The organism is Colwellia sp. 20A7 (assembly GCF_009832865.1).
GTDB lineage: Bacteria > Pseudomonadota > Gammaproteobacteria > Enterobacterales > Alteromonadaceae > Colwellia.
The window spans coordinates 815,143-837,452 of sequence record NZ_CP047130.1; the positions used below are offsets into that span (position 1 = coordinate 815,143).

Sequence of the window (22,310 nt, forward strand, 5' to 3'; positions counted from 1 at the left end):
CTTTATGCACAAAGAAGGAGCGATTAGATGTGTGGTACTGTTTTTCCTCAGTGTAGTGAAGCGACTCGGTGTTCTCGGTGGTGATAAATAGGATCAATGGGGTCAAGGTAACTTGAAAAGCACTGATTCAGGATCTGGTTTTTTTGCCCTAATGCTTAAGAATTAATGATTTGTGCTTGAGCCAATAAGACATAGATTCCGTATTAAGTGACCAACGGAATGACGGGGCAGGGTGATCAACACAATGACGGGTAATGCAACTTTAAAGTCTAGATTTTTAGCGTTTGTAAATTGGATAATATTGATAAAGTTCATTACAATATCCTAATTAAACGGTTATAATCCGCCCTTATAGTGAAAAATACACTATTACATTTCCCTCTATTTTTATATTGACCAAAATTGCAAAGGAGTAAGTTTTGGGTTCATTAACTAAAAAAGTATTATCAATGTCACGTTCTAAGAAACGAGTGGTGACTTTATGTATCGATTCCATCTTTATTCTTACGGCGTTTTGGTGCTCTTATTTTGTTCGTTTAGATGATATTGCTCCTTTTATTGTGTCTAATAATTGGCTTTTGTTGGTTACTTTAATTCCGCTAAGTTTATTAGGTTTTATACAATTAGGCTTATACCGAGCAGTATTGCGTTATGTAAACTTACAAGCATTATCTGCCGTTATTTTCGGCTCAATTATTTCTACCATGTTATTTGTTGGTCTTGCTTTCTTTTTTCATATAGGTGTGCCTCGCACTGTACCTATTATTTATTTTTGTTTATGTTTGCTATTCATTGGTGGCTCTCGCTTATTGGTGAAATCTTATGTGAGTCGACTTTACTTGAATACAAAAGAAGCGGTTATTATTTATGGTGCTGGCTCTGCAGGACGTCAATTAGCTAATGCCCTAAGCCATGGCCCTGAATATAAAGTTGCAGCTTTTATTGATGATGACATTATGAAACATAAATCGTCAGTTCAAGGTATTAATGTTTATGGGAACTCTTCGTTAGAATATTTGATAGCTGACAAATCAATCAAACGCATTTTATTGGCTTTACCGAGTGCGACTCACTCACGTCGTAAGAAAATATTACAGCTATTAGAGACATTGCCGGTTAAGGTTCAAACAATACCAGGCATGGCTGCAATGATTGATGGCTCTGCTGAAATTGTAGAATTTAAAGATGTCGAAATTGAAGATCTTCTCGGGCGAGATGCTATAGCACCTGAGCTTGATTTAATGGCTACTAATATTCGTAATAAAGTGGTAATGGTTACCGGGGCTGGTGGCTCTATCGGCTCAGAGTTATGTCGTCAAATTATCAAGCATGACCCAATAAAAATTGTACTATTTGAACGTTCTGAATACGGTATTTATGCTATTGAGAAAGAGCTTAATGAATACAAAAATAAACATAAGTTAACGGTTGAAATTTTACCGCTTATTGGCTCTGTGCAACAAAGTAATCGTATTGAGTCTGTGATGAAGGCCTTTGGTGTGCAAACGGTTTATCATGCGGCAGCTTACAAACATGTGCCTATGGTTGAACAAAATGTAGTTGAAGGTGTTCGTAATAATGTTTTTGGTACCCTTTATGCTGCGAAAGCCGCTATTAATGCAGGCGTTGAAACTTTTGTGTTAATTTCTACAGACAAAGCGGTTCGCCCTACTAACGTGATGGGCGCTACGAAACGCATGGCAGAGCTGTGTTTACAAGCCTTGGCAAAAACACAGCAACAAACGCGTTTTTGCATGGTACGTTTTGGCAATGTGTTAGGGTCATCGGGCTCTGTTGTACCACTCTTTCGTAAGCAAATTAAAATGGGGGGGCCAGTTACGGTAACTCACCCAGCGATTACCCGTTACTTTATGACCATTCCTGAAGCTGCGCAATTGGTTGTACAAGCAGGCGCCATGGGTAAAGGTGGGGATGTATTTGTACTTGATATGGGAGACGCTATTAAAATTAAAGATCTGGCCGCTAAAATGATTTTCCTATCAGGTCATGAAGTAAAAAATGATGACAACCCCGATGGTGATATAGAAATTAAATTTACTAGTCTTCGCCCGGGTGAAAAACTTTATGAAGAACTATTAATTGGTACTAATGTTTCAGGTACTAGCCATGAACGGATAATGACCGCACACGAAGTGATGCTTGAATGGAATGAACTGAGTAACATTCTTAACCGTTTAGATAGCGCATGTCATCAGTATGAGCATGATAAAATACGCCAAATTTTGTTAGATGCCCCTCTAGATTTCATGCCTTCTGACGGCATTAGTGATCTTATTTGGCAACATAAAACTGTTATTGAGGTTAAAAAACCAAAATTAAGAACGGTAAACTAAGCTAAGTGCATTTATTTTACATAATGAAAACAAATTGTATTTATATTCAGTATTAATGCACGATTATTCAAAGTATAATTATCGGCATCAGTTTCAGCGAAACAAAATAACCATCGAAATTAGAAAGGTATTAAACTAATGTTTACAAAGTTAACCCAGTTACCACCAGATCCTATTTTGGGATTATCTGTAAAATTTAAAGCCGATATCAATGCTAATAAAATAGATCTTGGTGCCGGTATATATAAAGATGAAAATGGCAATACTCCCGTTTTATCTTGTGTAAAAACAGCTGAAAAATTTCGTTTAGAAAATGAAAAAAGCAAAGCATATTTAGGCTCTGCTGGATCTGCATTATTTAATGAAAAAATGACTTCACTTATGTTAGGTGATCATAAAGTTATTAGTGAAAATAGAATTCGTACTGTATCAACACCTGGTGGTACAGGAGCTTTACGTACCGCGGGCGAATTTATAAAATCTTGTACGCCTGGCGCTACTATCTGGGTAAGTAATCCTACCTGGGCAAACCATCAAGGTGTATTTGCAGCGGCTGGTTTAACAGTTAAAACTTATCCTTACTACGATTATGAAAATAAAACTTTAGACTTTGAAGGTATGCTTGAAGCATTAAAGCAAGTATCTAAAGATGACGCTGTGTTATTACATGCCTGTTGTCATAACCCTAGTGGTATGGACTTGAATGCCGAGCAATGGCAACAAGTTGCAGACGTAGCTAAACACGTTGGTTTTATGCCTGTTGTTGATATGGCTTATCAAGGTTTTGGTCAAGACTTAGATGCAGATGCTTTTGGTTTAAGGTTGATGGCTGATACCGTTGAACAGATGATCATCTGTAGTTCATGTTCTAAAAACTTTGGTTTATATCGTGAGCGAATCGGTGCTTGTTCTATTATTGGTAAAAGTTCAATTGCTGCCGAGATTATTAACTCTGTATTACTTTCTGTTGTACGTGTGAATTATTCTATGCCTCCTGCACATGGTGCTGCTATTGTAGAAACGATTTTAAGTTCAGCAGAGCTAACAACACAGTGGCATGGGGAACTAAAAGAAATGCGTGATCGTATTAACGGCATGCGTCAATTATTAGTGGATCAGTTGGCAGTTAATGGTGTAACTCGTGATTTTAGCTTTATTACCACACAAAATGGTATGTTTTCATTCTTAGGTATTGATAAAGAGCAAGTACAACGTTTACAAGATGAATACAGTATTTATATTGTTGGTTCAAGCCGTATTAGCCTTGCTGGAATTTCACCTGATAACGTTAATTATTTAACGCAATCTATTGCTAAAGTACTTTAATAATTTAATAAGTTACTTTATTTAACTTCAGTATGTCTCGTCTTGATATACGTTGACATTTTTAATTAAAAAGCCTGCTGTTAATATTATAACAGCAGGCTTTTTTATATCACCAATATTACTCGTTATGATAATTTCTGCTGTCTATATATAGGCGAAGTATAAATCGACTAAATCATGTAAAAATCAATTACTATATAACTTTTTTTCTTAATATCTCTCAAAATATGAAAGTTTTTCATATCATTCAAGACATCGCCTAGACAGAATCGAGTTTATAACATACTCTGGAATCAAAGTATGAAGGTTCTGCTCGCAACTTTAGTATATAAAAACAGAGATTTATTGCAGATAATACCAACTTAATTAAATTTTCGTTTAGAGGAGAGTCACTTTAACCGATTTAGCATAAACGAGTAGTAAAAAAACTTCTGTATTACTTACTATTCATCAATAATAATTTAAAGAGATACTTTCGTGAAAAAAATTAGGAAACGTATGACTATTAAGCAAAATTTAATTTTTGGCTTTTCAGCTATTAGTGCCATTTTATTTGCGGCTGTCAGCACAACGTTGATTTTGACGAATATTATTAATAATACAACGAAAGAAATTGTTGAAGAAAGAATGCCATCAACAGAAAAAAGTTCTTTCATGCTAACGGGTATTAATAGCTCTTTAGCTTCTCTTGGTGGTTGGTTAATTACAGGAAATGACCGGTTTAAAAAAGATAGAAATAATACTTGGGAAGTTATTGATTTAACAACTATAAAAATAGATTCATTGTCCGCTAACTGGCAATCACAAGAAAGTATTGAGAAATGGAGTGAAGTAAAACTTTATCTAGAAAAATTCAAGCAGATACAGCAAAAGGTTGAGGATATAGGTCATACACTTGAAGAAAAGCCTGCTAATAAAATTTTAATTGAACAAGCTAATCCAATAAAGTCAGACATGTTTCATTTTATATCACTTATGATTGATTCTGAAAAAAACCATGTTCCCGATAGTGTGCAAAAAATATCAATATTAACAGCACTTCGTGCTTCGATGGGGTACGGAGGGATGATACATAATTTTAAAAACTATGTATTACGTGGTAATGATAAATCTCATCAGGCCTTTGAGGAGTCAATTAAAAAGTCGCGTGCGCTTCTAGATGAATATATAAAATATCCAATGAGTGATGAAGAGTTACTTGCGGTTGATATTATTAGCCAAGTTATTACTCATTATTCCGAAAACAGTATGCTCATTAAAGTTGTTGAGAATGAAGGGAATACACCAGAAATAACGGATAAAGAAGTGAGAGTTGATGATAGTACCGCTATTGAAGCTTTAACTTTTCTTGATAATGTAAATGCTTCTGCAACTTCAGGTAAACAACAAATAGCCTCAAAAATTCGTGTTTTACTTGGCTATAATGGATTTATTCATCACTATAAAAACTATTTACTTCGTAAAACGGCTAGTAAGAAAGATCAAGCCGAGACTGCTTTAGATGAAGTAGTGAAAGTGATAAATTTATACCGCTTGCAAAATTTAACCTCAAGTGAGCGTTCAGCACTACAAGACTTAGAAAGAGTCGTAAAGTCCTACCGTATACTATTAGTCAATGCAGAAAAACTTGTGTTAAATGGTGCTGATGCGAGAACTATCGATAGAAGTGTTCGTATTGACGATCAGCCGGCATTAAAAGCATTGGCCTTTATTGATGAGTCAATTGCCAATTCATTAAGTGATCCAGAGGAAGCAATCAAACTCCAATCCGCTACATTGCAGGATCGTGCTCGATTACTAGGCACTATGTCTGACTTTAGGAATACGTTGAGTTCAATTTTTGATGAGTTACAGTCATTTCTTATTACGGGACAAGAAAAACATTATCAATTGTTTCAAGCGCTATGGGATAGTAATACTGAAAAATTTATTATGCTCAAAAAACTTCAATATTTAATGTTACCAGAGCAATTAAATGCTTTTGAAAAGTTAACAGTGTCACGTAATGTTTTTATGCCATTGCCTAAAGAAATGTTTGATATTCGTCGCTCTGAGCGTTGGAATATGACCAATTATTTACTTGCTACAGAAGTGATGCCACTTACAGAGAAGATTTTAGGCTTACTCGCCGGTGAGCGAAATAAAGACGGTAGACGTGATGGCGGTTTAGCAAAAAGTGAGCGAATGCAGTTGGCTAGTATAGCCAAAGATAATGCTTATTCAGTGGCTCAACTTAATGCCATACAATGGTTATTGTTATTAACAGGATTGGTTACTGCATTTTTTATTGGTAAAAAAACTGAAAAATCAATTACTGAACCACTAAAAAATATCACAGAAGCAATGACAAAAATTGCATCTGGTGGCGCCGTTATTAATATTGAAGAGTCTAACCAGGCGGGAGAAATTGGTCACTTAACCAAAGCTGCTAGTATTTTTCAGAAGTCAGCCTTAAAAACAGAAGATGAAAACTGGAAAAAAACTCAAATTGCACACATTTCAGAAAAAGCACAACAAACTGATACCTTAACTGATTTTTGTCGTGAGGTTATTGATCAGTTAACACCATTAATTAACGGAGCCGTTGGTGTTTTCTATGTTTATAAACCTGAAAACGAGCTTTTAGAAATAAAAGCTAGTTATAGTTTTGTTCGTAAAGAAAATACTCAAACAAGCTTTAAATTAAGGGAGGGCATTATTGGGCAGTCAGCTTTTGAACAGCAAAACATCATTTTGTCTCCGGTACCTGAAGACTTTATTACCGTGTCCTCTGCGCTCGGAGACTCCCAGCCCGCGACCTTAATCGTTTTACCTGTCATCTATCGAAAAAATTTATTAGGTGTTATTGAAATCGCAAGTTTTGATTCTTTGTCACAATTAAATCATGAGTTGTTAAAAGAAATAATACCGGCGATTGCACTCAGTTTAGAAAAACTCAATCAAGTTATTAATGCTAAAACATTATTAGAAGAAACTAAGCGTCAAGCTGAACAATTACAATTATCTGAAGAAGGATTAAGAGCTTCTGAAGAAGAGCTAAGAGTATCTGAAGAAGAGTTGCGAGTTATTAATGAAGAGCTGGTTGAGAATAGCCGAGGTTTAGAAGAGAAAACATTACAACTTGAGCGCTCTCAATTAAAACAGCGTAAAGTTAATCAGACACTGTCAGAGCATAATAAAGAAATTCAAGCACAACAAAAAGCGTTAGAAAAAGCATTATCCGAAAATCAGCAGAAAACAGAAGAAATTAGACAATCGAGTCGCTATAAATCTGAGTTTCTTGCCAATATGTCCCATGAATTAAGAACGCCATTAAATAGTCTGTTAATTTTGTCTAAATCATTAGCTGAAAATGATGATGGAGATTTAAATGAAGATAATGTTGAAGCCGCTGAAATTATTCATGAAAGTGGTACGTCTTTATTACATCGCATTAATGAAATTTTAGACTTATCTAAAGTTGAAGCGGGACAAATGTATATTCATAGCAATGTGATTATGTTGGATGAACTCAGCCATGGTATTAAGCGCTCTTTTAAACATGTAGCAGCAGAAAAGAAACTTGATTTTGAGGTTGTATTAGATGACAAACTACCGGCATCAATAACTTCAGACGTTGATAAAATAGTGCAGATATTAGATAACTTAATTGCTAATGCAATTAAATTCACGAAAGAAGGTAGTGTGACACTATCAATAAAAATTCCTGAATCTTTATCTAAAGAGATAAGTGAAAAAATAGATGCTCCAATTCAATTTGCCATTATAGATACCGGTATTGGTATTAATACCGAGCATTTACAAACTATTTTTGAACCCTTCCGTCAAGAAGATGGTTCCACAAGTAGAGAGTATGGCGGTACTGGCTTAGGTCTTTCAATCTCTAAAAAGTTTGCCGAACTGCTTGATGGGATTATTTGTGTAGAGAGCGAGAAAGGCAAGGGGAGTGTGTTTAGCCTTATTTTACCTACACATTTAATTATAGAAGATAAACAGGGTGAGGAAGAGCTTCTTAATATAGAAGATAATACCCAGATACATAATGATAAAGTCCAATTAAACAATGATTATGTGCAATCAAATACGCAAAACAAAAATGAAGTTGAATTACCTGAAGATAATCGCTCATTAGATCAGATAGATATATTTATTGACGATGATCGAGCAAATTTAGTTGAAAATGATCACGTTGTTTTAGTGGTGGAAGATGATATCCATTTCGCTCAAATATTAGTTAAACGAATAAATAAACAAGGATTTAAAGCTATTGCAACGGGGAACCCATTCGATGCTTTATGTTTAGCTAAGTTATTACAACCCATGGGAATAGTACTTGATGTAGAATTGCCGCAAATGGATGGAATTGAAGTATATAAGCAATTAAATGCACTTGCTCAAACACACAATATACCTGTTCATTTTATGTCTGCTTCTAATGCTGCTCTAAGAGCAAAAGCGATAGGCGGAGCTAATTACTTTACTAAACCGGTTACTCGAGAGCAAATAGATGAAGCTATTCATGGTTTTTCAATTAATTGTAATAATGAATTACAAAGTGTATTAATTATTGATAGTGATCCTGAAACACGAAATTTTGCGTGCGAGCAATTTCAAACTAAAGAAGGTGTAGAGGTTTTTGAGGCTGCCACGGGAGAAGAGGCATTAGCACAATTACAAAAACATAATATCGATTGTATTATTTTAGAACTTAATTTACCTGATATTAATGGGACAGAGTTACTAGAAAAAATTAGTGCTTTGTCTGAAAAGCCAATGCCGCAAGTTGTTATTTATTCATCGAAAGATCTATCTGAGGAAGAAGTACGAGTTTTAAGACGGTTTACGGATAGTTTAATATTAAAAGACGGTAGCTTTGTTGAAAGGTTACAAGACGAAGTTATGTTGTTTCTAGATAGTGTTAAAGAAAACCAAGGAAAGCCTTCTTCTGAATATTCGCTCGATAAGTTTTCAAATTATAATACCACTAAGAATCCGGCTTATGAAAGTGCACTGGAAGGTAAAACAGTGCTTGTTGTTGATGATGATATGAGAAATACTTTTGCATTATCAAGAGCGTTGAGTGATAAAGGAATGAAAGTACTTATGTCGAAAGACGGTGCCCAAAGCCTAACAATGCTAGAAAAAAATCCACAAATTGATATTGTCTTAATGGATTCTATGATGCCTGGAATGGACGGTAATGAAGCAACAAAAATTATTCGAAGCCAAGATAAGTATACCAAGATGCCTATTTTAATGGTTACGGCAAAAACGATGAAAGGCGATCGTGAGGTTAGTATGGCCTCAGGTGCTAGTGACTATTTACCTAAGCCTATTGATATGGATAAATTATTATCAATGATGAGAGCTTGGTTATAAATATAGGAACAAGCGATGACTACTAATATTGAAGATATTGAAATTAAACTATTTCTTCAGGCGGTTAAACTTAGGTATGGCTATGACTATCAAGATTATACTCATGCTTCATTAAAGCGACGCTTACGTTTATTAAAAAATAATAACCAAGTTGAATTTATTAGCGATTTGATTCATAAAGTCCTTCATGAAGAGGGATTTTTAAAGGAAATTATTGATCACTTTTCGGTTACGGTTACTGAGATGTTTCGAGATCCTGACTTTTTTAGAGATTTACGAACCCATGTATTACCGGCATTAAAATCTTACCCACGACTTAATATATGGATTGCTGGTTGTGCAACGGGTGAAGAAGTATTTTCATTAGCTATATTGCTACATGAAGAAGGGTTATTACAACGCTCTACTATTTATGCAACGGATATAAATAAAAAAAACTTAGATATTGCTAAAAGTGGTATTTTTGCTTTAGAGCGAGTTCCTGATTATACGAGAAACTATCAAGCTATGGGAGGGAGAGCCTCTTTTTCCGATTATTATCACTCTCGTTACTCTCGTGCAAAATTGGCGGAGTTTATTCTTGAACATATTGTTTTTAATGAACATAATTTGGCAGCGGATAGTGTTTTTGGGGAAATGCAGTTAATCTTATGCAGGAATGTTATGATTTATTTTAATGAAACATTACAAGACCGATCAATTGCCCTATTTTCTCAAAGTTTAGTACGTAGCGGTTTTCTTTGTTTAGGTACGAAAGAGTCATTACGTGCTTTTAAGCAAAAAGAACAATTCACTACAATATCTAAAGTAAATAAAATTTATCATAAGTTATTACCTAGAATAGGTTGAACGAAAGGATTTTGATATGACTTCTTATCTTGCTGTTATTATAGGTTGCTCAACGGGCGGTGTTAACGCGCTTTGCAAAATATTATCAGGAATTCCAAAAGAATTTCCGCTCCCTATTATAGTAGTATCTCATTTGTGTCCTAATACTCTTAGCTTGTTATCGAACGTTTTAGCTAACAACACAGAATTAAGCGTAATAGATGCAGAGGAGAAAGTTTTACCTAGACCTCATCATGTTTATACCGCGCCACCTAACTATCATTTATTAATTGATGATAACGGTAAGTTTGCCTTAAATGTGGACCCAAAAGTTTGTTTCTCTCGTCCTTCTATAGACGTATCTTTTGAAACAGCTGCGGAATATTATCGAGAAAACTTAATTTCTATTATTTTAACTGGCGCAAATTCAGATGGCACGCAAGGTGCAAAGATGGTCAAAAATAATGGTGGTTTAGTTATTGTACAAACACCTGAAACGGCTGAAGCTAAATCAATGCCCGAAAGTGTTATTAATGCAGGTTACGCTGATCATATTATCCCTCTACAAGATATTTCAGCTAAGTTGTTAGAATTAACGAATTGGAAATCGATATGAATGTTGATAGTACACCTAAGATACTTATTGTAGATGATACGCCGGCGAACCTAGTTGCTCTAAAGTTACTCTTAAAAAAAGTAAAAGCTGAGGTAATTAAAGCAAGTTCAGGTGCAGAAGCGTTACAGTTAACACTAGAGCATGATTTTGCACTGATCTTATTAGATGCCCATATGCCTGAAATGGATGGCTATGAAACTGCTGAAATATTAGGCTCTACACCCGGTACCAATACCATTCCTATTATTTTTGTAACTGCAGCTTATAAAGATGAAGTACATCGTTTAAAAAGTTATCGAGCAGGTGCGGTAGATTATATTCAGAAACCAATAGAAGATCATATTCTTATATCTAAAGTTAATGTATTTCTAGAATTATATAATCAGAGTTTTGAGCTAAAGTCACTCACTGAAAATCTTGAATTATTAGTTCAAGAACGTACTGAAGAATTACGAAGAACCAATAAAATCGCCAGTATTGGCGGTTGGAAACTTAGTCTAGATCTTAAATATATTATTTTATCAGACCAAGCGCTAGAGATACTTAATATTACCGAGTATTTAGCAGAGCAAGAAATTCCAATTAATGAGTTTATGAAAAAAATTCATGAAGATGATAGAGAAGGAGCCTTACTCGCATTTAGTAAGATTATCAAACATCCTAAAAAAGAAATTACCTTTGAATTTAGGTTCGTTGGTCATGAAGAAAAGCTTCGTACAGCCAACATCATTATCAACGCGATGAAAGATAAATCAATTTCATTTGTTGGCGCAATACAAGATATTACCGACCGAAAAGAGTCAGAGCGTGCGGTGCAGTTTATGGCGCAGTATGATGCGTTAACCCAACTACCTAATCGCTATTTATTTAATGATCGTTTAGATGTCGCTTTTGCTACCGCTACGAGGTTAAAAACAAAGGTTAATTTAATCATGATTGATCTTGATCATTTTAAAGACATTAATGATACCTTAGGTCACCCTATTGGTGACTTATTATTGATAGAAGTTGCTCAGCGTTTACTTGGTTGTGTTAGGGATACTGACACTGTAGCCCGGTTAGGCGGGGATGAGTTTGCTATTATCGCACTTGAAACACAGGGTGCATTAACAATTAATACGCTTACAGAGCGTTGTTTGCAATCATTGGCTAAACCTTTTGAACTTGATGGGCATACAGTGCATACAGCGGGTAGTATAGGTGTTGCTGTTTTTCCTGATGATGGCAGAAATCAAGAAAAAATTATTAAGTGTGCAGACATCGCTTTGTATGAGTCAAAAGAGAATGGCCGTAACGGTTACCATTTTTATAATCAAAAGATGGATGAATCCATTCATCTTAGAATAACCGAAGAAAAGCAATTAGCAAAGGCGATTGAAGAAGAGCAGTTAGAGCTTTATTATCAGCCACAAATAGATCTTAATACAAAGAAAGTGATTGGTGCCGAAGCTTTAGTTCGTTGGAATCATCCTGAAAAAGGTTTACTCTTACCTGTAGATTTCATTCCTCTGGCTGAGGAAATTGGACTTATTATTCCTATGGGTAAGTTAATCTTTAAGCTGGCAGCAAAGCAAATTAATTTTTGGAGTCAACACGGTATTTTAGATATTAAAATTGCAGTGAACTTATCTGTAAAGCAGATACATTATTGTGATTTCATTGATATGCTTGAGAATACTATTTTAGAATTAGATTCAGGTGTTGATATTCTTGAGTTAGAAATTCCGGAGATGGCTATGCTTGAAGGTTCACAAAACAATAATGATGTTTTTGAGCAATTAAGGAAAAAAGGAATCTCGTTAGTGGTGGATAACTTCGGCACTGCCTTTTCGTCAATGCTCAATTTAAAGCAAATTTCCGCAGAATTTTTGAAAATAGACCGTCTTTTTATTAAGAATGTAGTAAATGATGCTGTCGATGCAAAAATATTTAAATCAATAATAGAGCTAGCTCATACATTGAATATGAAAGTTATTGCAGAAGGGGTAGAAACCTCGAATCAGCTTTCTTATTTACTGAATAATGGCTGTGATGTTGCTCAAGGTTTTATATATAGTCACCCTATTCCAGCGGGCGAGTTTATTGACTGGTTAATACAATATCAAGACGAGGCTAGGTAAAATATGATGCTTTTCGTTAGAGAATACAGATTAAATATACCAATAAATCATCAGGAAATGGCAAGTTGCGCCGCCTAAAACAAATAAATGCCAAATTGCGTGATTAAAGGGAATTTTCTTTTGAACATAGAAAAAGACACCCAGTACATAAACTAAGCCACCAGCTGCTAATAAATTGACGGCATTAATGGGGAGAATATTATATAACTCTTCTATAATGGCAAAAGAAATAAAGCCCATACCAAGATAGGTAGCTAAAGATATCTTTTTATATTTATCACCAAATTTAATTTTAAAAAATATGCCACCTAAAGCAATAAGCCAGATAATTGCCATTAAGCTATAACCTAGAGAGTCTTTCATACTTAGTAATAATAGCGGTGTATAGGTGCCCGCTATAAGTGTATATATAGCGCAATGATCTAGTAGTTTAAATAGTTTTTTTGTACGTTCATTTGTAACGCCATGATAAAAAGTTGAAGCAGAAAAAAGTGCCAACAAGCTTACGCCATAAATACTAAAGCTGACAATACGCATAGTATTATTACTAATAGAATAGTTTACTGATGTGTCAGTTACTGAATTACTGAGCAATAAAAATAATGCTACAAGACTAAGTAAGGCACCCAAGCCATGGCTTATGGTGTTAGCTAACTCTTCATTTTTACTATATTGAGATATTTTACTGGTCATAACCCTAACCTTTCTTTAGCGTAGCAGCGTAAACTGTTTTTAGATGGACTGTTTTGAAATTAATATTAGATCGCATTATAAAAATGGAGTGTATGGGGAGTATTTAGCTCTCTTTAAGAGAGCTAAATATTAAGAAAAGGTCTTATAAACATAACTATAAAGCTAATTCTATAACCATTTCTTTTAATTCATCTTTAGAGATAGAGTTACTATGGTTTTTATCAAAACGATTAAAAATAGACTCACACATACGGATGCCTTTGTCTTGCAATAGCACATCAATAAGTTCAACGAATTCAGAGCGGCTAATTACACCATCCTTATCTTCATCAAATACTTCAAATAACTCATCTACCCATTGATTCAATTCCATGGGGGGTCCTTAGATAATTAGAGGGAAATTAATATCTAAATGTTATCTTTTATTCAGACGTTTGGGAATGACTATTTAAACTTAATTTAGGCTTGGTTGAGGGAAATATTAATTCTTATATTAGTCGGTTATTAATTATCTATTTTAAGTTTTATTTTTCGTATTTAAAGAATGATAGCTTTGATTTAAATATATTATTAATCATAATGTTAGGCGTTGTTTTTGTTTGAATAGTTACCTTGCTTTTATAATTAATATATTTATCTTTGAGTTTTTTTTATTTTTTTTGTAATAAATTTAAAAGTATTGAGACTAAGTGTTTAACGCTTTATTAAGGAAATATAAGATGAAAGTAACTTGGAAAAGAATATTAACGTTCAGTTTACTGTCTATAACAACAATGAGTTGGGCAAATGCTGATGAATTAACGTTAGAAAATTGTCATTTAGGTGAAATACGTTCACAAGTAAAATGCGGCAAGCTTGAAGTACCAGAAAATTATCAAAAACCAGATGGTGATAAAATAACGATTAACTTCGCAGTATTGCCAGCAATTGATGATAGTGAATATAAGGCACCCTTAATGTTTTTAGCAGGTGGCCCAGGTCAAGCTGCGGTAGAACTTGCTACAGGGTTGAATCAAGTCTTTCGTGAAGTACGTAAAACACGCGATATTATTTTAGTTGATCAACGAGGTACTGGTGAAAGTCATCCTTTATCTTGTGACCTAGAGGAAGAGGGCAGTGTTTATAGTACGCTTACTAAAGACTTTAAAGAGAGTGATATTGTTGACTGTATTAGCCAGTTTGAAGGTGATTTAAGCCAGTTTAATTCAGAAAATGCTATTCGTGATTTTGATAGTATTAGAGTTGCTTTAGAACATAAAAAACTCAATATTTATGGCGGCTCTTACGGTACACGTGCTGCTTTAGTTTATATGCGAATGTTTCCCGAGTCACTTGAGAGCGTAGTATTGGATAGCGTTGGCCCTATTGAAGTGCCTATTGGCTTATTTGGTCAAAGTGTTGCTCGTTCATTTAACTTATTAGTAGAAAACTGTAAAAAAAGTGAATCATGTAATAGAGCCTTTCCTAATTTAGCCGATGAGTTTGACGAAGTGAAAGCGCGTTTAGCCAAAGCCCCCGTAACCCTTGATATTCAACACCCACGGTTAGGAACGCCAACAAAATTCAAGCTCGATGATAATAAATTTACTAACAATTTACGTATGCAGTTATACAGCATAAGAGGTCGTTCTTTAGTGCCGTTAATTATCAATCAAGCTTATTTAGGTAACTATGAGCCATTAATCGGCTTAATGGCTAGCACCGAAGGTGAACAACAAATTTATACTGGTTTGCATTTTAATATTGTTTGTAATGAAGATGCGCCCAAAATATCAGCGGAAATGAAAGCAATAGATGTGAGTAATAATTTTGATAATGGCAGTACTAGTAATCTTATTTTTGAAAGAATATGTTCACTGTTCCCACAATACCGACCAAGCGATAACTTCTATCAACCGGTTACTGCTAATATTCCTACTTTGATTTTATCGGGAAATTTAGACCCAGTAACACCACCAAGTAATGGTGATTACTCAGCTAAGTCATTGCCTAATAGCCACCATATTATTGTTGAAAATGCTTCGCATACTGTTGCAATGAATACATGTGCTAATGAGATAGTTAACGAATTTTTAACGAGTAAGTTACCTAATAAACTTGATGAGTCTTGTTTGAAAGATATTCCTCAAGAGACTTTTATGACAAGTGTTAACGGCATTCAGTAATGCGCTTCCAATAGCATTAAATGGCACAGACAAGGAAATACTAATGATTGAAGTAAATAATTTACATAAACAATTTATTGATAAGAAAAATAAAAAAAATACCGTGAAAGCGCTAGACGGACTTTCTTTTACCGCAAAAGATGGTGAGATCACCGGGGTTTTAGGACCAAATGGTGCTGGTAAAACAACGTGTCTACGTACACTTTACGGGTTACTTTCAGCTGATGAAGGTTTTGCCACCATTGATGGTATTAATGTTACTGAAAACCCATTAGCCGCGCGCTCAAAACTGGGTATTTTTCCTGATAAATTCGGCTTGTATGAGCGTCTAACTGCTTATGAACAAATTGATTATTTCGCAAGCTTACATGGTATGTCAGGGCAAACTAAAAAAGAAGCAATACAGCAAGTGATTGAAGATTTAGATCTGGGCGAATTAGCGCACCGTAAAACCATTGGTTTTTCACAAGGTCAACGAATGAAAGTTACATTAGCACAAGCCTTAGTTCATCAACCACAAAACTTTGTACTTGATGAGCCTACACGTGGTTTAGATGTTATGAGTACACGTATATTGCGTAATCACCTTGCTAAGTTTAAAGCGAAAGGACACTGCATTTTATTTTCATCGCATGTAATGCAAGAAGTCGCGGCGCTATGTGACCGGGTGATCATTGTTGCTAATGGTAGGTTAGCTGCCCAAGGAACACCTCAAGAGCTATGTGATCTGGCTGGTGAAACATTGCTTGAAGATGCATTTGTTAAATTGATTGGCTCAGATGAAGGAGTATCAGCGTGAATAGTGTTAACTCAAACTTAAATTTACATATAATTCAATTAAAAGCACTTGTTTTAAAAGAATACAAAGAAGCTTTTCGTGACAAACGTGCATTGATCGTGGCGTTAATGATGGCTTTCTTAGCACCCGTAGCTATTGTCTTGATGTCAAAAATCATGATTGAAAAGTTGGTTGATGAACCACCTGTTTACGTTAAGTTCTCAGGTGCTGAATATGCACCTAAGTTAATAATGCATTTTGCCGACAACAATTTATTAAACTTTGCTGATGTACCTGAAGATGAAAAAGCAACGTGGGAACAGCGTAATATTGCTATTGATATTCCTGAAGATTATGCAATTAATATGGCTGAAGGAAAGCCAATTAAGTTACATTTACAAGCTGATTTTAATGATAAAGCAGTTACCCCTCCTATCAGAAGAATTAATAACGCAGTAAGAGAGTTCTCATTATCGATTGGCTATAAGAGACTATTATTACGCGGTGTTGATGTACGTTTGCTAAACCCAGTTAAACTAGTAGAGCAAGACACCGCAAAACCTGATGCTACCTTTATTATGATCTCAATGATGTTGGGAATATATCTGATGATGGCCGCATTTATGTCTGGCTTATCTGTAGCCATTGACTCAAGTGCCGGAGAACGAGAGCGTAATGTACTTGAAATGTTATTGTGCCAACCCGTAAGTACGTTAAAAATAGTGTTAGCTAAGTTGATCGGCTCTTCAACCATTTCGATCATTGGTGTGGTTTTAGTATTAGTACTCACGTCAATTTCCGTTGGTTTTATTGACTTAACTAAAATTGGAGCGACTTTTAGTTTGGATATATCAACCGCAGCGATTTTATTATTACTATTACTGCCTATTTGCTTTTTTGCCTCTGCTTGCCAATTATTTGTCGCCTTTCAAACCAAGAGCTTTAAAGAAGCACAATCAACAGTTGGTATGCTTATTGGTATTCCTGCCTTTATCCCTTTTGTTGTTTCAATGATGGATGATCGACCTGAGTGGCTAAATTGGCTACCAATAGCAGGCCAATCCATGATTATTGAAAACATTTTTAAAGGTGTTGAAGTTAATTGGTTAGCCGTTTTTGCAACCAGTACTGTGACTATTGCGATTACTGTGGCATTGGTTATCGCGTTAGCTAACAAGCTTAAATCAGAAAAAGTTGTGATGGCATTAAGTTAAGTAGTTAAGTGCATAATAGTTAAATAAAAGGTAATTTATAAAACTATTATGTTAAATTTTAACAACTTAATTAAATAATATACTCAATTTACTTTTGGTCAGTAGTGTTGAGTGGAAGGAAAGATAATTGGATTATCAAGCAACATTTACATTATGGATGACGGAGCATGAAAAACTGCTGCGTCATATCATTACGGGCTTTGAAGCAAAAGTTGCTATTCAAGATGAGCTTTTTCAAGAAATAGCATTAAATATTTGGCGAGCTTTGCCTAAGTTTAGACAAGATTCTGCGGTAAAAACTTTTGTTGCGCGTATTGCTCATAACGTTTTAGCGACGCATGTCGCTAAAGCAGTTAAAACGGTTCAGACTGCAGATATAGAAAATTGTGCTGAAGTTGAAAATATAGCTGCAACACAAAACACACCTTATCAAGAGCTTAATCAAACACAACGACAATTTCGTTTATCGCAAGCTATACGAGAACTTAAACTTGAACAACGACAAGTGATAACACTGGCACTTGAAGGAATGAGTTATCAAGAAATGGCTGATGTTTTAGTGATTACGCCTAACTTAGTTGGAGTTAGGTTACAACGCGCTAAAACATTATTAACCCAGTTGTTGGAGGGATCAGAAAATGGATAAAACACCATTTGAAAATGAAGATAGATCGTCGACAAAGTCTAACAAAATAGACCCAGATCGTACTATGGTTGTTAAGCCGAAAAAGATAGATGTTCTTTCATTATCTAAAAGCAATACTTCATCAACTCCAGATAATGAACCCCCTTTATTTGATGAACAACCACTAGATGAAAGTTGGCTAATACTTTCTCAAGATTGGCAAGATCAACCTTTTGAAAAAGTAGATATTCAAAAGTTATTAAAACAAACTAAAAAACGAACCTTACTAGCTAAGTTGTTGTTGGGGCTGAATGTCATCGCTACAGTAGGTATTTTTATTATGCTATTTGTCGGCTTGTATCAAGGTGACTGGAGTACCGCAAATATCACTTACTTATCCTTTGGAGGTGTAGCGTCAGTAATCTTTGTTTATTATGAAATAAAAATACGACTGAATATTTGGCAACAGAGTTGTGATAGCCCAGATAAAGCGGTTACTAATGCTATTGCAGGAGTTCAATCTTCAATTAAATATATTAAATTAACTAAACTGTCTTGTTGGTTATTTCTACCTCTAGTTAATTGGTACCTTTACGCAACAATTGAAGAGTCAGAGAAGTCACTTTGGCCTCCCTTTATTATTACTCATATTTTTATTCTGATGATATGGTTAATAACACATTGGTTTCAAAAGAAGCGTGTTAAGGAGTTATCAGAGCTTAACTCTATCTAGATATTCTTTATGGACATAGCGCTTGCACTGACCAACTATAATTTCGATATATATAGGTTTGATGGGTTATTATTCGGTATGATTTTTATTTGGTGTTTAATATTTTGCTGTGCTATTGTTTTACAGTTTTAGGTATATTCTTTTTTTTAGTGAAAACTTTTATTCTATTGTTAAGAGACATTCACTTAACAATTATACGCTATAAAGCAGTGCTAAATACACTAAGGCTTGCTCGTTTTACCGTGTACAACTAGGTAAAATTAAGGCAGAATACCGCCATTATTTTTTGAATGTTTAAGTAAATTCTGTTATTTGCTTAAATATCGTTTCAGCCTAGTGCTGACTTTTATATTTGCAAAGAAGGGAAAAAACATGTTTACACGTGATATGAATATTGCCGATTTTGATGCGGAACTATATCAAGCAATGAGCCAAGAAGTTGTGCGTCAAGAAGAGCACATAGAGTTAATTGCTTCAGAAAACTACTGTAGTCCTCGCGTACTTGAAGCACAAGGTTCACAATTAACTAACAAATATGCCGAAGGTTACCCTGGCAAACGTTATTACGGTGGTTGTGAATTTGTTGATATTGCTGAGCAATTAGCAATTGATCGTGCAAAAGAGTTGTTTGGTGCTACTTATGCCAACGTACAACCACATGCAGGTTCTCAAGCGAATGCTGCTGTTTTTCAAGCACTTGTATCACCTGGCGGAAAAGTATTAGGCATGAGCTTAGCCCATGGCGGTCATTTAACTCATGGTGCTAGTGTAAGCTTTTCTGGTAAATCTTATGAAGCTTTTCAATACGGTCTTCACCCAGAAACTGGTGATATTGACTATGATGAACTTGAACGTTTAGCTAATGAACACAAGCCTGAAATGATCATCGGTGGTTTTTCTGCCTTCTCAGGTGTTGTTGATTGGGCACGTATGCGTAAAATTGCTGACAGCATTGGAGCATATTTCTTCGTTGATATGGCACACGTTGCTGGTCTTGTTGCTGCAGGTCTATACCCTAATCCTGTACCACACGCGCATGTAGTAACTACAACTACACATAAAACATTAGCGGGCCCTCGTGGTGGTTTAATTATTTCTGGCTGTGATGATGAAGCTATTTATAAAAAGTTAAATAGTGCCGTTTTCCCTGGTGGCCAAGGTGGCCCATTAATGCACATTATTGCTGCTAAAGCGGTTGCATTTAAAGAAGCACTACAACCAGAATTTAAAGTGTATCAACAAAGTGTACTTGATAATGCCAAAGCTATGGTTGCGGTATTACAAGAACGTGGTTATAAAGTTGTATCAAATGGCACTGAAAATCACTTATTGTTACTTGATTTGATTGATAAAGATATTACAGGTAAAGATGCTGATGCTGCTTTAGGTAAAGCACACATTACTGTTAATAAAAACTCAGTACCTAACGATCCTCGTTCTCCGTTTGTTACTAGCGGTTTGCGCTTGGGTACTCCTGCTATTAGTCGTCGTGGTTTTGGTACTGAAGAAACTAAAGCATTAACAGGTTGGATTTGTGATATTTTAGATGATATCAACAATGAAGAAACTATTGCTAAGGTACAAGAAAGCGTTAAAGAGCTATGTTCACGTTTCCCTGTATACAAGTAGTCAGTCATTAGCTTTTTTAAGTTAAACTAATTCACAAATTATTGTGAATTTATATTAAAATGGTCGCAATTAGCGGCCATTTTTGTATTTATTTTTCGAACTTGTCGTATGAAACTTATTCACGTATCGCAGGTAAACCATGTTTTGTCCATTTTGTAGTGCACAGGAAACTAAAGTCATAGACTCTCGTTTAGTTTCAGACGGTCATCAAATCAGACGTCGTCGTCAATGCTTATCTTGTCATGAACGTTATACAACTTTTGAAACAGCTGAATTAGTTATGCCTCGTATTATCAAACGAGATGGTACACGTGAACCGTTCAACGAAGATAAAATGCGCAGTGGTTTAATGCGAGCGTTAGAGAAACGTCCCGTCAGTACTGAACAAGTAGAACTGTCGATTAATAAATTAAAATCACAAATGCGTGCAACAGGTGAGCGAGAAATTACGAGTGAAATGCTGGGTAATTTGTTGATGACTCAGCTAAAAGAATTAGACAAAGTTGCCTATTTACGTTTTGCTTCTGTTTATTTGTCCTTTGAAGATATTAGTGAATTTGCTGATGAAATAGCTCGCCTAGGAAAAGAAAGTCCAAGGAGAGGGAAAATTGGTAAATAAATCGCCGACAAAAAAAGAATTAACAACAACTTGTAATGATCAAATGTATAGCAGACAAGATTATCAATACATGGCATTAGCAATTCAGCTTGCTAAACAAGGGCGTTATACAACATCACCAAATCCTCGAGTAGGTTGTGTACTGGTTAATAAGCTTGACGGTAAAGAGCAAGTAATTGGCACCGGCTTTCATCAAAAAACAGGGCAGGGTCATGCAGAAGTTAATGCATTACTTGATGCTAAACTTAATTACCCTCACCTTATTGAAGGTGCAACCGCTTATGTTACTTTAGAGCCGTGCAGTCATTTTGGTAGAACACCACCTTGTGCCCAAGGGTTAATTAATGCCAAAGTAAAACGGGTTGTTGCCGCTATGGTTGATCCTAATCCTGAAGTTTCGGGTCGTGGTTTAGCAATGCTTCAACAAGCAGGGGTTCAAGCTGAATTTGGGCTTTTAGAAAGTGACGCAAAAGCGCTAAATCTTGGCTTTATTAAAGTCATGACTCACTCTTTACCTTATGTTCGGGTTAAGTTAGCGGCGAGTCTTGATGGTAAAACCGCGATGAAAAGTGGTGAAAGCAAGTGGATTACTTCAAGCGACGCAAGATGTGATGTACAAAAATTGAGAGCGCAAAGCTGTGCTGTAATTTCGGGTGCAGATTCAATTTTAACTGACAATGCTAAAATGACAGTACGTTGGTCTGAGTTAGGAAGATTAAAAGATAGCTACCCTGAAGATACGGTTCGCCAGCCAGTAAGAGTTGTTATTGATAGTCGTAACAGGCTTACACCTGAGTTAGATTTTTTTAAACAAGCATCACCGGTTATTCTGGTTCGAAGAGAATTAGATGAAATAGACCTTGAAAACATCCATAAATGGCCGCATTTCGTAGAACAGGTCCAAGTTTCTACGGTGAAGACTGAATCAGGACAAGACAATATTGATTTAGCTGCGTTATTGATATTATTAGCCGAACGCGGTTTGAATGATGTATTAATTGAATCTGGAGCTCGCTTAGCGGGAGCTTTTATAGAACAAGATTTAGTTGATGAGTTAATTTTATACCAAGCTCCTAAACTTATGGGGGCTGAGGGTAAAAGTTTAGTCGAAATGCCGAATGTGAATAAATTACTAGAGGCTAAATCATTATCGATTACCGACGTACGCCAAGTAGGTTGTGATATTCGAATTACAGCAACACTAGAAAAAGACAGCATCTAAATAGATATT

The 22,310-nt window shown here is 35.3% G+C and carries 16 protein-coding genes; 14 read left to right on the plus strand and 2 right to left on the minus strand.

Translation table 11 applies throughout. The annotated features are described in order from the left end of the window. The first annotated feature begins 419 nt into the window (after positions 1-419). The 6 genes from GQS55_RS03585 (at position 420) to GQS55_RS03610 (ending at position 12,623) form a co-directional block, all read left to right on the plus strand. Positions 420-2,354 (plus strand): polysaccharide biosynthesis protein, encoded by a 1,935-nt coding sequence (locus tag GQS55_RS03585; protein WP_159818050.1) that lies wholly within the window; start codon positions 420-422, stop codon positions 2,352-2,354. A 138-nt stretch (positions 2,355-2,492) separates the two neighbouring features. Then, positions 2,493-3,680: an amino acid aminotransferase gene (locus tag GQS55_RS03590; RefSeq protein WP_159818052.1), complete on the plus strand. Its 1,188-nt coding sequence runs from the start codon at positions 2,493-2,495 to the stop codon at positions 3,678-3,680. Positions 3,681-4,178: 498 nt separating this feature from the next. Next, a complete protein-coding gene (locus GQS55_RS03595) occupies positions 4,179-9,059 on the plus strand; it encodes a GAF domain-containing hybrid sensor histidine kinase/response regulator (protein WP_159818055.1) in 4,881 nt (1,626 codons plus the stop codon). Positions 9,060-9,074: 15 nt separating this feature from the next. After that, on the plus strand, positions 9,075-9,908 hold the full coding sequence (locus tag GQS55_RS03600) for a CheR family methyltransferase (RefSeq protein ID WP_159818057.1): 834 nt from the start codon (positions 9,075-9,077) through the stop codon (positions 9,906-9,908). A 16-nt stretch (positions 9,909-9,924) separates the two neighbouring features. Then, the gene (locus GQS55_RS03605) at positions 9,925-10,503 is read left to right on the plus strand and encodes a chemotaxis protein CheB (RefSeq protein ID WP_159818059.1); all 579 of its coding nucleotides are present in this window, start codon (positions 9,925-9,927) and stop codon (positions 10,501-10,503) included. Beyond that, the gene (locus GQS55_RS03610) at positions 10,500-12,623 is read left to right on the plus strand and encodes an EAL domain-containing response regulator (protein ID WP_159818061.1); all 2,124 of its coding nucleotides are present in this window, start codon (positions 10,500-10,502) and stop codon (positions 12,621-12,623) included. The genes GQS55_RS03605 and GQS55_RS03610 overlap by 4 nt, the downstream gene beginning before the upstream one ends. A gap of 30 nt (positions 12,624-12,653) precedes the next feature. On the opposite strand, the gene trhA is transcribed toward GQS55_RS03610, so the two are convergent. Next, complete coding sequence (gene trhA / locus GQS55_RS03615; RefSeq protein ID WP_159818063.1) at positions 12,654-13,316, minus strand: PAQR family membrane homeostasis protein TrhA; 663 nt, start codon at positions 13,314-13,316, stop codon at positions 12,654-12,656. Between the two features lie 154 nt (positions 13,317-13,470). Beyond that, a complete protein-coding gene (locus GQS55_RS03620) occupies positions 13,471-13,689 on the minus strand; it encodes an EF-hand domain-containing protein (protein ID WP_159818065.1) in 219 nt (72 codons plus the stop codon). A 346-nt stretch (positions 13,690-14,035) separates the two neighbouring features. On the opposite strand from GQS55_RS03620, the gene GQS55_RS03625 reads away from it, so the two are divergent. The 8 genes from GQS55_RS03625 (at position 14,036) to ribD (ending at position 22,301) form a co-directional block, all read left to right on the plus strand. Beyond that, entirely contained in the window at positions 14,036-15,481 is a 1,446-nt protein-coding gene (locus GQS55_RS03625) for an alpha/beta fold hydrolase (protein WP_159818068.1), read from the plus strand. A 43-nt stretch (positions 15,482-15,524) separates the two neighbouring features. Beyond that, positions 15,525-16,280, plus strand: coding sequence for an ABC transporter ATP-binding protein (locus GQS55_RS03630; protein ID WP_159818070.1), 756 nt, complete (start codon positions 15,525-15,527; stop codon positions 16,278-16,280). After that, positions 16,277-17,473 carry an ABC transporter permease gene (locus GQS55_RS03635; protein WP_236559748.1) on the plus strand — a complete coding sequence of 399 codons (1,197 nt, stop codon included), beginning with the start codon at positions 16,277-16,279 and terminating at the stop codon, positions 17,471-17,473. Before GQS55_RS03630 ends, GQS55_RS03635 begins: the two co-directional genes overlap by 4 nt. Before the next feature lie 127 nt (positions 17,474-17,600). Further along, positions 17,601-18,119, plus strand: a complete 519-nt coding sequence (locus GQS55_RS03640; RefSeq protein WP_236559749.1) for an RNA polymerase sigma factor — start codon at positions 17,601-17,603, stop codon at positions 18,117-18,119. Then, positions 18,112-18,831: a hypothetical protein gene (locus GQS55_RS03645; RefSeq protein WP_159818073.1), complete on the plus strand. Its 720-nt coding sequence runs from the start codon at positions 18,112-18,114 to the stop codon at positions 18,829-18,831. Before GQS55_RS03640 ends, GQS55_RS03645 begins: the two co-directional genes overlap by 8 nt. A 372-nt stretch (positions 18,832-19,203) precedes the next feature. Further along, positions 19,204-20,460, plus strand: coding sequence for a serine hydroxymethyltransferase (gene glyA, locus GQS55_RS03650; RefSeq protein ID WP_159818075.1), 1,257 nt, complete (start codon positions 19,204-19,206; stop codon positions 20,458-20,460). A 139-nt stretch (positions 20,461-20,599) separates the two neighbouring features. Continuing rightward, on the plus strand, positions 20,600-21,079 hold the full coding sequence (gene nrdR / locus GQS55_RS03655; RefSeq protein WP_159818077.1) for a transcriptional regulator NrdR: 480 nt from the start codon (positions 20,600-20,602) through the stop codon (positions 21,077-21,079). 43 nt (positions 21,080-21,122) lie between these two features. Next, positions 21,123-22,301, plus strand: coding sequence for a bifunctional diaminohydroxyphosphoribosylaminopyrimidine deaminase/5-amino-6-(5-phosphoribosylamino)uracil reductase RibD (gene ribD / locus GQS55_RS03660; protein WP_159822523.1), 1,179 nt, complete (start codon positions 21,123-21,125; stop codon positions 22,299-22,301). Positions 22,302-22,310: the final 9 nt, after the last annotated feature.